This window comes from uncultured Luteimonas sp. (assembly GCF_947492465.1).
Lineage (GTDB): Bacteria > Pseudomonadota > Gammaproteobacteria > Xanthomonadales > Xanthomonadaceae > Luteimonas.
This window is the reverse complement of the sequence record NZ_CANLNF010000001.1, coordinates 1048614-1060765: the sequence shown is the minus strand read 5'-3', so window position 1 is coordinate 1060765 and position 12152 is coordinate 1048614. Positions and strand designations below refer to the sequence as shown.

Annotated in this window: 13 protein-coding genes; all 13 read right to left on the bottom strand. The window is 64.8% G+C overall.

Going from position 1 to position 12152, the window contains the following annotated elements; all coding sequences use genetic code 11:
• Positions 1–703 precede the first annotated feature (703 nt).
• Positions 704–1864, bottom strand: coding sequence for a phage portal protein (locus tag Q0863_RS04675; protein ID WP_298575582.1), 1161 nt, complete (start codon positions 1862–1864; stop codon positions 704–706).
• Positions 1861–2388, bottom strand: coding sequence for an HK97 family phage prohead protease (locus Q0863_RS04670; RefSeq protein WP_298575579.1), 528 nt, complete (start codon positions 2386–2388; stop codon positions 1861–1863). The genes Q0863_RS04675 and Q0863_RS04670 overlap by 4 nt, the downstream gene beginning before the upstream one ends.
• Complete coding sequence (locus tag Q0863_RS04665; RefSeq protein ID WP_298575578.1) at positions 2388–3614, bottom strand: phage major capsid protein; 1227 nt, start codon at positions 3612–3614, stop codon at positions 2388–2390. The genes Q0863_RS04670 and Q0863_RS04665 overlap by 1 nt, the downstream gene beginning before the upstream one ends.
• 238 nt (positions 3615–3852) lie before the next feature.
• On the bottom strand, positions 3853–5748 hold the full coding sequence (locus Q0863_RS04660; protein ID WP_298575575.1) for an AAA family ATPase: 1896 nt from the start codon (positions 5746–5748) through the stop codon (positions 3853–3855).
• The gene (locus tag Q0863_RS04655) at positions 5741–6067 is read right to left on the bottom strand and encodes a hypothetical protein (protein WP_298575572.1); all 327 of its coding nucleotides are present in this window, start codon (positions 6065–6067) and stop codon (positions 5741–5743) included. The genes Q0863_RS04660 and Q0863_RS04655 overlap by 8 nt, the downstream gene beginning before the upstream one ends.
• The gene (locus tag Q0863_RS04650; protein ID WP_298575570.1) at positions 6052–6345 is read right to left on the bottom strand and encodes a hypothetical protein; all 294 of its coding nucleotides are present in this window, start codon (positions 6343–6345) and stop codon (positions 6052–6054) included. The genes Q0863_RS04655 and Q0863_RS04650 overlap by 16 nt, the downstream gene beginning before the upstream one ends.
• Positions 6342–6806 (bottom strand): hypothetical protein, encoded by a 465-nt coding sequence (locus Q0863_RS04645; protein ID WP_298575568.1) that lies wholly within the window; start codon positions 6804–6806, stop codon positions 6342–6344. Before Q0863_RS04645 ends, Q0863_RS04650 begins: the two co-directional genes overlap by 4 nt.
• Before the next feature lies 1 nt (position 6807).
• A complete protein-coding gene (locus Q0863_RS04640) occupies positions 6808–7035 on the bottom strand; it encodes a helix-turn-helix domain-containing protein (protein WP_298575565.1) in 228 nt (75 codons plus the stop codon).
• A gap of 90 nt (positions 7036–7125) precedes the next feature.
• On the bottom strand, positions 7126–7470 hold the full coding sequence (locus Q0863_RS04635; RefSeq protein WP_298575562.1) for a hypothetical protein: 345 nt from the start codon (positions 7468–7470) through the stop codon (positions 7126–7128).
• Positions 7467–8624, bottom strand: a complete 1158-nt coding sequence (locus Q0863_RS04630; RefSeq protein ID WP_298575559.1) for an integrase family protein — start codon at positions 8622–8624, stop codon at positions 7467–7469. The genes Q0863_RS04635 and Q0863_RS04630 overlap by 4 nt, the downstream gene beginning before the upstream one ends.
• Before the next feature lie 260 nt (positions 8625–8884).
• Positions 8885–9631, bottom strand: coding sequence for an ABC transporter ATP-binding protein (locus Q0863_RS04625; RefSeq protein ID WP_298575556.1), 747 nt, complete (start codon positions 9629–9631; stop codon positions 8885–8887).
• Positions 9624–10823 carry an ABC transporter permease gene (locus Q0863_RS04620; protein ID WP_298575553.1) on the bottom strand — a complete coding sequence of 400 codons (1200 nt, stop codon included), beginning with the start codon at positions 10821–10823 and terminating at the stop codon, positions 9624–9626. The genes Q0863_RS04625 and Q0863_RS04620 overlap by 8 nt, the downstream gene beginning before the upstream one ends.
• 4 nt (positions 10824–10827) lie before the next feature.
• On the bottom strand, positions 10828–12069 hold the full coding sequence (locus Q0863_RS04615; protein ID WP_298575550.1) for an efflux RND transporter periplasmic adaptor subunit: 1242 nt from the start codon (positions 12067–12069) through the stop codon (positions 10828–10830).
• Positions 12070–12152 lie beyond the last annotated feature (83 nt).

Here is a 12152-nt window from a genome sequence, read left to right as displayed (position 1 = left end):
GCTGCTTGTTCGTATCAGTCGCTGCTGTTCTTCTTTCCGCCTGCGCCAAGGATGCAACTTTGACTTGCACCCCAGATTCAAATTTTCGCCGTGTAGGCATGGGGACATTCGAACTCGTTCTCTCAGAAAGAGAGAAGACGGTAACTCTCTTAGAGAAGTCTACGAATGCGACATTCTCTGATGCCGAGATCCGCTTCAGTGACGGCGATGAAACCTTCCTCCTGAACAGAAGAACCGGGGAACTGACCGTCTTCACTCATGAGGCAGCTCAAATGCTCTTTCACTGTGCACTAATGGATAGAAAGTTCTGAATATTGGACATAGCGATAAAAGACGGGAGAAGGGGCGGTCTTATTGGCGTTGACCCGTTCGTGATTTTTCATTCCACGGATGCGATGGATCGACCGGAATACCGTCGACGTTGCAACCCTTGACGACTGCTTTTCGCCCGTTGCGTTCCTGCATCGTCTTGCTGCTGTGACACTCGTGGCACAACGGCTGCAAGTTGTTGCGACGGTTGTCCGATGGATCGCCGCTGATATGGTCAACGTCCGTCGCGACCACGGGCACACCGCGCAGCATGCAGTGACGGCACAACGGTTCATCTTGTAGAACGTCGAGCCGCAGGTAATGCCAACGGCGCGACGTGAGCGGGATCGTGCGACGCGGGTCAGCATCGCGACCGCTCGGACGTGACGGTCGCTTACGATCCGCCATGGGTCACCACGCGCGGCGGAAGATTCTCCAGGCGCCGCACTTCCCCCGCATCCATCCAGCCCGCAGCGATGGCGGACTGATAGAACGCGGCGCGTGCCTCCGGTGCACCACGTAGCAGACCTTCGACCGCATGTTCCGCGTGATAGCGCTTGCGGGCGATGGGGCCGAGTAGCTGGCGCGAGACTTCCGCTTCCCACATGGACAGCCAACGTTGCAGGCTGTAGCGCACGAACTGCGATCCCAACTCGATCACGTTGGTATACGTGCCGTGCGACAAGTCCTGTACCAGCGTCGGCGGCACGCGGAAGATGCGGCACACCTGTTCAACGCTGAACTTCTGGCCGGCGATGAACTGCAGGTCTTCCAGATTCGGCGAAACGCTCTTGAAGTCCAGGCCCCACAACAGCATGGGAACACTGCCGGTGTTCTGTCCGCCCTCGTGGTGCCCACGCCAGATGGCGCGAATCTTGGCAATCTGTTCTTCCGTGAAGTTGCGCTCCGCAGGTGCAGTGATCACGCCCGACGGGAACGCACCACGGCGGAAGGTCGATGCACCGTGCTCGCGCATCGCAAGCGCGACGCCGAGTTCTTCCCGTGCAATCTGGATACGAGACTTGCCAACGACGCTTCCCGCTTCCGTGCGGTCGGCCAAGTGGAAGACTTCATGATCCAGCAGCCGCGACACCTTGCCGTCATCGTCCGTGTGGTCATAGACGTAGCGGCCCGACGCCAATCGGATCACGGTCACGCTGCCCGGCTTCATCGGGTGCAGTGCCGACAGTTCGCCACCGCCGTTGCGATCGATGCGCGCATAGGCGTTCCCGTGGCCGAGAACGCACGCCGTCATCGCCTCGCGGAACGCCAGCCCGGACTGATAGTCGTTAGGCTGCCGCAGGACACCGGCCAGCGGATGGCCGTCCGCGCGTTCCCGTGTACCGTCGTCGTTGCGCTGATAGACGTGCAGCGGCAGGCATGCCGTGGACTCGCTTAGTGCGGTGATGCACCCCCACACGGCGGAGATTGACTCGGCCGCCTTGGCGTCCACGAACTGCCCGGACTGCGACAGGGCGCCACGGTTGACCAGCGCGGACCATGATGGATCGTTGTTGCGACGTTCGCCACGGCGGAAGATGGATAGAAGATTCATCGGCACGTCTCCAACCAGTGGCGCAAGACAGCCAGGCGGTCATCATCGGTCGTCTGTCGTGAGCGCAGGGATACCGTGGTCTTCGCATACGCTGGCCATGCCTGCACGATGCTGACCTCGTGCAACTCGACTTCGTGCAGCGTGCGGACCTCGCCTTCCCAGCTTTCGCGGATGGCACGGAAGCCAAACGACACGCCCCCAAGGTCACCACGTGCCGCCAGGGCGCGCAGGTCGTTGCCCGTCGTGGTGTCGGGCAGCGTCAGCCGGTATTCCAGCCCGTCGGCCGTCTCGCGCAGCTGTAGAGATCCCGTGGACGTGCGCCCCAGCACCTTGGCCGGATCATGGTCCGCCAGCGCCAGCACGTCGCGACCGCTGGACAGCGATGCGGCGAACGCACCGGCGGCGATGACTTCGGAAAAATCGGCGATCCGCGTTTCGCTGCCAAAGGGAGCCGCGAGTCCTACCAACTCGCGGCCCTCCACCTTGGCGCCACGCGCGAACCGTTGTTCGAGCGTGGTATCCATCAGCTACCCCCGTTTGCAGCCACCACGAACGCTTGCGGGTGACGCACGGCAACGTCCACGGTCGAGAACGCGCGCACATAGACGCCACCGCGAGCGAACGCGGGATTCGCCCAAGGGTTGGTCACGATTTCGATCGCGCCCCACTGCCCGACCAGCACTTGCGACCAGTCGCCAAGGATGGCCGTGGACGCAGGCGCAGCGTTCGACGATGCGGACGGCAGGTCGCCGATGGTGGCGGGACCAGCGATGTAGCCACTGCCGGCCGTCGGAGCCTTCAAGACCTTGCGCAGCGCCGTCTGGACCGCAGTCGTGGTGTACCATCCCGTCGGCGTGACGTTGGCGCCCCGCAGCTGCTGTTCCACGTCCAGGACGTCCGACCAGCTGGTCGGAATGGCGGCCGTCTGCACGCCCGGGGTGTACATGACGCCGCGAGGCTGTCCGTCCGTCCCGGTGCCGGCGACGATGGCCGCGTCCACGGCGGCAGCGATGGCATAGGACATGTCGTCGCGGATCAGGTCATGGATCCCCGGCGCGGTCTGCTGGATCGCCTGCCGCGAGATTTCCGCGAGCGACCCGACGTGGTGCGGCGTGAGCGACACACCGGCAAAGGTCATGCCGGATTCGTCGAGCGATTCGCCTTCCGTGATCCACTGCGTGGAGACGCCAGTGCCGTACTTCGGAATGACCACATCGCCACGCAGGCCGGACAGCGTGCGGACGCCAAGCTGACGCACCAGCAGCGACGCACGAAGCGGGCCAATGAACTGGTCCGCGCGGTAGTCCGTGGCCACCAGGTCAGCGGCGGTCGTGGTGGTGTTCGCGTCGCGACGCTCGAACGCCGACAGCGGGACCAGGATGCCGCCATGACTCGGGGCACCGTGGCGACGCTCCAACTCGGCGTGCATTTCGGCCGATGCGCCGGTCAGGCTGCGACCTTCCAGGCCAGCACGAAGCACGTCGATCAGCGATGCGCGCTGTTCCAGTGCGTCGAAGGTGTCGCCACTGTCGTTGATCACGCGGCCCGTGCTGCGGCGGTCGGCATCGTCGAGGAACTGTGCGCGCTGTTCCTGTGCTTCAAGATCGGAAATTTCCGCCTTGATCGCGTCGAAGTCCTTGGACTCATCGGCGGTCAGGTTGCGCTTTTCATTGTCGGCCTTGGCGAGGATCGCGCGGGCCTTCGCGACGGCCGCACTGCGGCGTTCGCGGATTTCGATCAGGTTGGGCATAACAGACTCCGGGTTGTTTGGGGAACGTTCCCGGATAGGGAAAGTATCCACGTTGCAACCCGGTGCAACTGGACCCGCCAGCGTTCCGCAGCGAAATTATCGGGAACGATGGTGCGATCATCGTTGACGGAAAATTGCGCAACTTTTGCGATGCCGCAGACCGGGAGTGCGCACACTCCTCCTATGTCTTTGGTGTCTTAGTGTCTGAATGTCTGCGGACATCCAGACATTCAGACAGCTAGGACAGTAGACGACCCCCACCCCCCGCCCCGTCTGAACCGGGCGGCGAAATGTCCGGTGGCTCTGGCAGCTTCTTTGAAATACCTCCGCCCTGCGCCAACGAATAGAGATCGTGATGATCGCGCTGAATTTCGCGGCGACTTGCCATGCGTGAAAGACGACGCTGCAATGTCGCCAGCTTGATCGGTTCCTCCATCGCACCTTGAATGGCTTTTGTCGATCCAATGCCGCCAAGCGCCACCAGCGCCTGCATGACGGCTTGTGACTCGCTGCTACGCGCTACCTCATCCGCTTTGCCGAGACACGCCCAGAAGCCCGTAGCCGTGCGCGTGATCGCCAACTCGCTGGGGTCTTCAATGTCGCGACCGTTGACGACAAGCGTCGAATGCTCCGCACCACGCGCGCCTTTCTCCAGAACAAGGGCACCGTCTACCGATCCAAGCAACCCTTGGGTTCCGGAGATCTTCTGCATGGAATCGTCGGAACTTTGCTTGCGATTGTGAGTGACAAGCAAGATTGAAACGTCGAACTCACGGCCTAGCGGCTTCAACAGCTGCCCGACTTGGTAATCGTGCTGATATGCTGATTTGCGTCCGGGGTCCTCATCGCGCCATGCGGCGATGGTGTCAATGATGATCAGACGGCAGTCCGGGTTGGCGTGGAGATAGTTGCGGATCTCTTCAACGCCGGCTGCGCCTCGCTCCCATTCAGTGGCGTAGTCGAACAGGCTCATGTCGGCACTGTGTTGCCCACGGTCCAGCTTCACGCCATTGATTCGCTTCTGCATTCGCTTGTCATTGTCTTCAAGCGCCAGGTACAGAGTGCGGCCACGTGCTTCACCCTTGCGGCCATTCCACAGCTGGCAGCCCGTGGCGACCGCGAACGCGAATTGCAGCGACAGGAACGACTTGCCTACTTTCGGATCGCCCGATAGCAACGTGATGCCCGCAGGCAAGATGCCATCGATGATCCACGTCGTGGGCTGAAAGTGACGCTGCATCAGGTCCGCGCCGTTTCGGATTCGTGGACCGTCGTTGAAGGGTTGCCGCCGCACGGGGATCACAGAACGATCAACCTCCGGCACCAGCAGCACCGATGGAGTGTTCCCGCCCTCTGTCAGCTGCCGCTCAATCGTCGCCCGCGACTTGTCAGGCTCGCCCCATGCGGCGACCGCATCCATCATTGCAGCCGTGGTGTCATCGCGCGAAAGGCGACCCGCAGTTACGTATCCCCCGGTACGATGCGCCACAGCTGACAGCAGATTGTTTCGACCGCCCGGCTTGGTGACCCGCAGATCATTCAGCGCACGGGCAAGGTCCATTTCCGCCAGTAGGCACGCGAGCGGGTGTGCATCGGGGATCACGTCGGGCATGGTCACGGTGGCCGGATGCACGCCCGGCACCGGGACCACGGGTTGCCCGGTGAAGCGATGCGACCAGGCGCCTACCAGTGGCGTGTAAACAATCTGCGCAGCAGCATCGCACGCGGGGTCACGTGGGACGCCGAGTTGATCACACAGCATCGCAACGGTCGCCTTAGCCGACAACGCATCAGCTTCGAACGCCAGTTCCACAATGATCCGCAGGCGTGGCGCTGTATCCGTGTGCGACGCCGTTGTGTGCACCAGTGCACCGTATGCCGGCAGCTTGGATAGCAGCGACTGGCACTGCTCGGGCGTGATGCAGTCAAGATCAATCGGAAGCCAGCGGCGCGGCATGGCCGATGCATTGCTGCGGCGACCATCGCGGAACGCGGCAGCGATCCACGCTTCACCCTTCGCCTTGCTGCGATCTTGAAGGATGGCATCGCAGAACGCAGCGAAGTCAGGCGCGCTGCGGTTCTCGGGCTGATTGTCCTTGGTACCGAATCCGCGCGAGTAGATGATTTCAGTCATACGGCACGAACCCTTTTCGGAACGGATCAATCAGGTTCAGTACCTGCGGCATGCACTTCGGCTTCTTCCGGGTCTGCGCCCTACGGTAGTAAGCGAATTCCAAGACCAGCAAGTAAGCGGCAGCGTGCACAAACGGCTGCCCAAAGTGTTCGGGCTTTACCTGTGACTCGATGATGTTGCACGCATCGAATACGGCCGAATGGGTTTGCGCCGGAGTGTCGAAGCGGCACAAATGATGTAGTCGTTCCACTAGCGCCGGGGGCAGCTGCAAGACGAAGCGAGGCGGCAGCAGCGAGGGAATGGTCAGTGGAGTTTGCATGACGGCGTCCCCTGCCCATTGAGTGCCAGCAGATTCCAGAACGCTGTAGCCATCTTGCGTTGGGCGCCCTTATCGGGCCGAGACAGGTACATCATGACCAGGCAATGCGCAGCAGAACGAAGGAAGATGCTCGGCGTCCCATCATCAGGCGTCCATTTCGCATGGTTCGCCGTGACGTGATTGGCGTCGTTGAACACCGCTTGGAGCACAGCGCGACGCTCGTCGGGAAGATCGAATGCACGCATATAACTTTCAAGATCGTCGTCGGTAAGAATCACGCCTCATCCTCCGGATTGAGTAGCGCAAGGGTTGACGCATAGGCCGCCTGTCGAACCGTGCGTGCGATTGGTCCCTTGAGTCCCGTCACCAGCTGCGCGTGCGTGTGCAATGTACGCACCGCGTGCCGCACTTCCTGCCTGCACAACGCAGCAGCGGGGCACGCCTGCCAGATCGACACGACGTTATCCAGGGTGTTATGGATCTTCGATGTCGGGGCATAGCGCTGCACGAACCGCGCGAGTTCCGCAGGGTGCGGTAGCGCGCCCGCCATGTTTGCCCGAAACGAAATGGGTGGCGCCGCTCGCGTCCAAGGCTCCACTAGGAGCGCAGCGCCAGCTATCAGCAGTGCATCCGCGTCATCATCGATAGCCCGCGCGACTAACTCGCTGCACGCAGCAGCGATGCCAGCGGGAAGCCCGTCGCCGATGGCACGCGCGATCAACTCGCGTTCCGTCGCCATGTCAGACCCCCACGCGCGGGCGGTAGACGATGGGAGCGCCCGCGTCGGACTGTTTTTCCATCTTGTCGATCCACGCTTCCACGGCTGACTCACGTGCGAAGCGACGACGCCCGACCAAGTAGGTTTTCAGGTGGCCTAGATCGATAGCCCGATAGATGGACGGGCGGCCCTGCTTCGTGATGCTGGCGATTTCGTCAATCGTCAGCGGCGGATCAATCTTCCTGCTCATGTTGCGCTCCTGTACCGCAGCGGCTGCGGGTTGGAACGCAATATGATTTTCAATTGGCAGCTAGCCCATGCAATCTAATCGCAGATTGGCTTACCTTGACTTCGGATAGAACGTCCTATACAGGCGCTTCGCCGTTTCTTCCGACTTGCATATGCGTTGCGCCACCTCGGCATAGGCGTTCTCTAGCGTTGCACCGGAGTCACGTAGAGCCTTGACCGCTTCGGCGATCTTAAGATCGTCGGACAACGTGGCGAGGCGGTCGCCCTTGTGATTCGGTGTGCCGCGCTTCTGCGGTGTCCTATCCGATGCGATCAGTCGCCACATCTCAGAACGTTCACCCTCCGGAATTGGCACCGGATCAAGTAAGCGCGCAAGTTCTTCCGCGTCGCGCCTCAAACCTGCGGCAAGTAATGTTCGAACTCTCTCGATGCTCATAGGAACTCCATCGCTGCCAGCTTTTCGCGGGCTGTGCCGTGCACCAGATGCCCATAGTGTTTTTCTATCATTGCCAGTGACGTTCCCGCCAGCTTCGCAACGGTCAGCAGGTCCATGCCGCCCGTGATTGCGTCTGTGATCCAGCAATGGCGCAGTGTGTAAAGCACAACATCGGCGGGCAGCTTCGCAGCGGCGGCAGCATCCTTGACCATGCCGGACCAGTCACGCGGGGTCCATGTCTTGCCTGCATTGGTAAATAGGCGATCCCCCGACTTCTTTCCTTCCGCCAAGCGATCAAAAAGCGCTTTGGCGCTCGGCGAAAGCGGGATGGTGCGCGGATGATCTTTTGTCTTGAACGTGACGGCGCCGTGTCGCGCGTCGTAGTCGCTGCGCAGCACTGCCGCCGGGTCACCCGGTCGGCACCCGGTCAGGACGCAACACTCCATCAGATCGCGCAAGTCGTCGCCAGCGTTAGCCAGTAGCGCGCGCCGCTGCTCGCGGTCCAAGTACAGTTCACGGCGCACGGTCGCCGCCTCATACGGCGCAACGTTCTCCCATTCAATGGCACGCTCGGGACGGATGCGCCTACGCTTCACTGCATGATTCAGCGCAGCGACCAGCGTCGTCCGGATGCGGTTAACGCCCGCCTTCGACAGCGGCTTAGGCTCCGGCGGCCTGCCTTTCTTCACCGGCAAGGGCGCAAGGTCGCCCCGCTCCACGCGATCACGCCAGCTTCGTATTTCCTTATCCGACAGCTTCGCCAACGGAAGCGAACCGATGCGGTCGGAATAGATCGTGCGTTCGAAGCGGCGATTGACATCGTTGGCCGTGTTGTCCCGGCCATCGGAGCGCAGCGCGTCCACGTAGTCACGGCAAACATCCGCGACGGTGCCTTTCTCGCGCTTGACGGGTTCCCCGGTTGTGTCAGCTTCCGTCAGCACCGCGCGTGCCGCCATCCGGGCACCGTCCAAGGTCATCGTCGGATAGCGTCCCAACGTGCGGCGCTTGCCACGCCCCCACACCACGATGAAAGAACGAAGGCCGGACGGCTGCACGCGCAGCACCAGGCCAGGCTGTCCCGCGTCGTGAATCTCGATTGGGGCGGCTGCGGGCTTCACGGACTCAACGCTTCGAGTCGTGAGCTTGATCTTCATCTTTGCCTTCGTAAGTGCAATTGCGTAAGTGCACGGTAAGTGCAAATGGCATCATATCGCGACATAACGCCATGTTACGCAAGCCTTATAATTCAAACACTTAGATCGCAAGCGATTGACTAAAAAGCCCCCATCTTATCCTTCACACGGCGAGGGTCGCAGGTTCGAACCCTGCACCGCCCACCAGATTCAAGGTCCAGCACCTTGCACGAAACCCGGCCCCGCGCCGGGTTTTGCGTGTCCGCAGACCGCGTTTCCGCTCAGACCGGCTGTGGCTGCTCCGGCCCGGGTCGGCCGTCGGCAACGTCGCGCCGCTCGTCCGAGACGATGCACCCGTCCACCAGGTTGATGGTGCGGTCGCAGGTTTCCGACAGGCGCGGATCGTGGGTCACCACCAGCACGGCGCAGCCGTACTGTGCGTTGAAGCGGCGCAGCAGGCCGAACACGTCGGCCGCGGTCTTCGTGTCGAGATTGCCGGTAGGCTCGTCCGCCAGCAGCAGAGCCGGCTTCGTTACCAGCGCCCGGGCGATGGCCACGCGCTGCTGCTGGCCGCCGGAGAGCTGGTCCGGCCGTCGGTCGGCGAACTTCTCCAGGCCCACGTCGGCCAGCAGTCCGCGCGCGGTCTCGAGGATTTCCGGGCCTGGCCTGCCGTTGGCCACCATCCACGGCATCAGCACGTTCTCCAGCGCGGTGAACGCGGTGATCAGGTGGTGGAACTGGAAGACGAAGCCGATGTGCCGGCCACGCAGCGCGGTGCGCGCCTCGTCGTCCATGGCGCGGGTCGGTTCGCCGCGCAGGTAGAGTTCGCCGTCGGTGGGCGAATCGAGCAGACCGATCAGGTTGAGCAGGGTGCTCTTGCCCGAGCCCGAGGGACCGACCAGCGCCGCGAAATCGGCGCTGTCCAGGCGCAGGTCGAGGCCATGCAGCACCTCCACCTCGTTGGGCCTGCCGACGTTGTAGGACTTGCGCAGCCCCTCCAGCCGCAGCACCTCGCGCGTCTCAGCCACGGATCGCCTCCACCGGATCCAGGCGCGCCGCACGCGAGGCCGGCGCGTAGGCCGCGCCCATGCCGGCGATGGTGGCCAGCGCCATGGCCGCCGGCACCAGCGCCGGCGGCAGCGGGATGAGGAACAGTTTCGGTCCGAAGCCGTTGAACGCCGCGACCATGCCCAGCCCGGCCAGCGCTCCTATCGCCGAACCGGCCAGCCCCAGCACCGCCCCCTGCACCAGGAACACGCGCCGCATCTGCGCGCGGCGCGTACCCATCGCGCGCAGGATGCCGATCTCGCGGGTGCGCTGGGCCACGCTCACCGCCAGCACGCTGGCGATGCCGAGCGCCACCGAGACCGCCACGAAGACGCTGATCATGCGCGTGGACAGGCTCTGCGAACTGAGCGCGTTCATCAGCTGGGCGTTGCTTTCCATCCAGCTCTCGGCCTGCAGCCCGGTGAGGCCGCGCACGCGCGCGGCCATGCGGTCGGCCGCGAACAGGTCTTCCACGGTCACGTCGATCACGGTCACCCCGCCCGGCAGCGCCAGCAGCGACTGCGCCTGCTTGAGGTCCACGTAGACGTAGCGCGCGTCGAGTTCGCGCACGCCCAGTTCGAAGATGCCTGCCACGTTGACCACCGCGTCGCGTCCGCCGCCGGTGTCCAGGCGCAGCTTGCCGCCCAGGCGCAGGCCGAGGTCCTCGGCGAGCTGGCGCCCGACCACGGCGTTGCCCGAGCCGACCTCGAGCCGGCCTTCGACCATGTTCTCGTCGAGCGGGATCACGCGCAGGTAGCGCGCGAGGTCGACGCCGACCAGGGCCACCGACTCCACCGCCTCGCCGCGACGGCCGAACGCTGGGCCCGAGACCAGCGGCGAGACCGCGGTGATGCCCGACAGCCGGTCGAGCACGCCCTGGACCTCGATCCAGTTGTCGATCGGGCGCAGCGCCTGCGGGCGCGGATCCTCCAGCACCAGTTGCGTTGTCCCGGCGGGCACGGGGGCGATGCGGTTGACCTCGCGCGGCGCCTCCACGCGCAGGTGCGACTGGGTACCGAGCGTGCGGTCGATGATGTTTTCCTGCAGCCCGGCGATCAGCGCGGTGACGAACACGATCACCGCCACGCCCACCGCGATGCCGACCAGGATCAGCAGCGTCTGCGCGCGGCCCTGGCGCAGGAAGCGCATGGCGATGGTGGATTCGATCCACATCGGGTCAGTCGAACTGGACCGGCAGTTCGCCGCTGCGCGCGTCGCCCGCCTCGGGCGCGGCCTGCGCGACGATGCGGACGCGGTCGCCTTCGGCGGGCATGCGCTCCGGATCCAGCGCGCCGGCAGCCAGCACCCGGTCGCCCTCCTCCAGGCCTTCGAGCACTTCGGTCATGGCCAGGCCGCGCAGGCCCAGGCGCACCTCGACGCGCTGCACCCGGCCCTCGCGCACACGCAGCACGCCGGCCCGGCGCGCGCCCGGCCCGGCGTCGAGCAGGGCATCGTTGGGAACCGCGAGCGCGCGTTCGCTGCGGCCGGTCAGGATGGTCGCGGTCACGGTCATGTCCTGGCGGACGAAATCCGCCGCCGGGTCGATGCGCAGGCGCACGTCGATCGTGCCCCGCGCCGGATCCACGCCCGGCGCGATGTGGTGCACGGTGGCGGCGAAGGGCCTGGCCGGGAACGCATCGGCGATGCAGGTCGCGGACTGGCCGGGCTGCAGCCGGTCCAGGTTCTTCTCGTCCAGCGCCAGCAGCACCTCGCCGGGCGCGTCGCCGGCGATCTCCAGCAGCACCTGGCCGGGAGTGACCGTGTCGCCGGGCTCGACCGCGCGGACCAGCACGGTGCCCGAGACGGTCGAGCGGATCACCGCGCGCTCCAGGTCGGCCTCGGCCGCGGCCAGCCGTTCGCGCGCCTGCGCCTCGCGCGCGCCGCCATCGAGCGCGTCGACCGCCAGCCGCGCCCGGTCGGCAGCCGCGCGGGCCGCGACCACGCCCTGCGCCGCCTGTTCCACGCTTTCGCGCGAGACCAGCTGGCGCTCGCCCAACTCGCGCCGCCGGGCCAGGTCGCGCTCGGCCTGCGCAAGGTCCGCCCGTGCCTGGCGCAATCCCGCCTCGGCATCGGGGCGCTCGGTCCCGCGCAGCGCCACCAGCGCGGCGCGCGCCTCGTCGCGGCGCGCCTCCAGGTCGCGCGCGCGCAGCACCACCAGCACGTCGCCGGGCGCCACGCGGTCGCCTTCCATCACCCGCCGCTCCAGCACCAGCCCGGACATCTCCGCTCCCACCTGCACCCGCGACAGCGCCGCCACGCGCCCGGTGGCCACCACGTTCTGCACCAGCGGGCCGCTGGCCACCTCGTAACCGGGCAGTTCCGGGCCGCGCAGCCGCGCCACGCCCCAGCCGGCCAGCAGCGCCGCGGCCAGGGCCGCCCCCGCAACGAACCACCTGCCGCGTCCGGTCGTTGCCGCCATGAGCGCGTTCCCGTGAAAACACCCATCTTCGCCGCAAACCGACGGGAAGGGGCGACCGCGATCCCGAAGCGCGTGGGCAGGCA

Bases quoted from the DNA above. Each gene is read 5' to 3' on its own strand.
- Q0863_RS04675 (WP_298575582.1), bottom strand. From the start codon at position 1,864: ATGAATCTTCTATCCATCTTCCGCCGTGGCGAACGTCGCAACAACGAT.
- Q0863_RS04670 (WP_298575579.1), bottom strand. From the start codon at position 2,388: ATGGATACCACGCTCGAACAACGGTTCGCGCGTGGCGCCAAGGTGGAG.
- Q0863_RS04665 (WP_298575578.1), bottom strand. From the start codon at position 3,614: ATGCCCAACCTGATCGAAATCCGCGAACGCCGCAGTGCGGCCGTCGCG.
- Q0863_RS04660 (WP_298575575.1), bottom strand. From the start codon at position 5,748: ATGACTGAAATCATCTACTCGCGCGGATTCGGTACCAAGGACAATCAG.
- Q0863_RS04655 (WP_298575572.1), bottom strand. From the start codon at position 6,067: ATGCAAACTCCACTGACCATTCCCTCGCTGCTGCCGCCTCGCTTCGTC.
- Q0863_RS04645 (WP_298575568.1), bottom strand. From the start codon at position 6,806: ATGGCGACGGAACGCGAGTTGATCGCGCGTGCCATCGGCGACGGGCTT.
- Q0863_RS04640 (WP_298575565.1), bottom strand. From the start codon at position 7,035: ATGAGCAGGAAGATTGATCCGCCGCTGACGATTGACGAAATCGCCAGC.
- Q0863_RS04635 (WP_298575562.1), bottom strand. From the start codon at position 7,470: ATGAGCATCGAGAGAGTTCGAACATTACTTGCCGCAGGTTTGAGGCGC.
- Q0863_RS04630 (WP_298575559.1), bottom strand. From the start codon at position 8,624: ATGAAGATCAAGCTCACGACTCGAAGCGTTGAGTCCGTGAAGCCCGCA.
- Q0863_RS04620 (WP_298575553.1), bottom strand. From the start codon at position 10,823: ATGTGGATCGAATCCACCATCGCCATGCGCTTCCTGCGCCAGGGCCGC.
- Q0863_RS04615 (WP_298575550.1), bottom strand. From the start codon at position 12,069: ATGGCGGCAACGACCGGACGCGGCAGGTGGTTCGTTGCGGGGGCGGCC.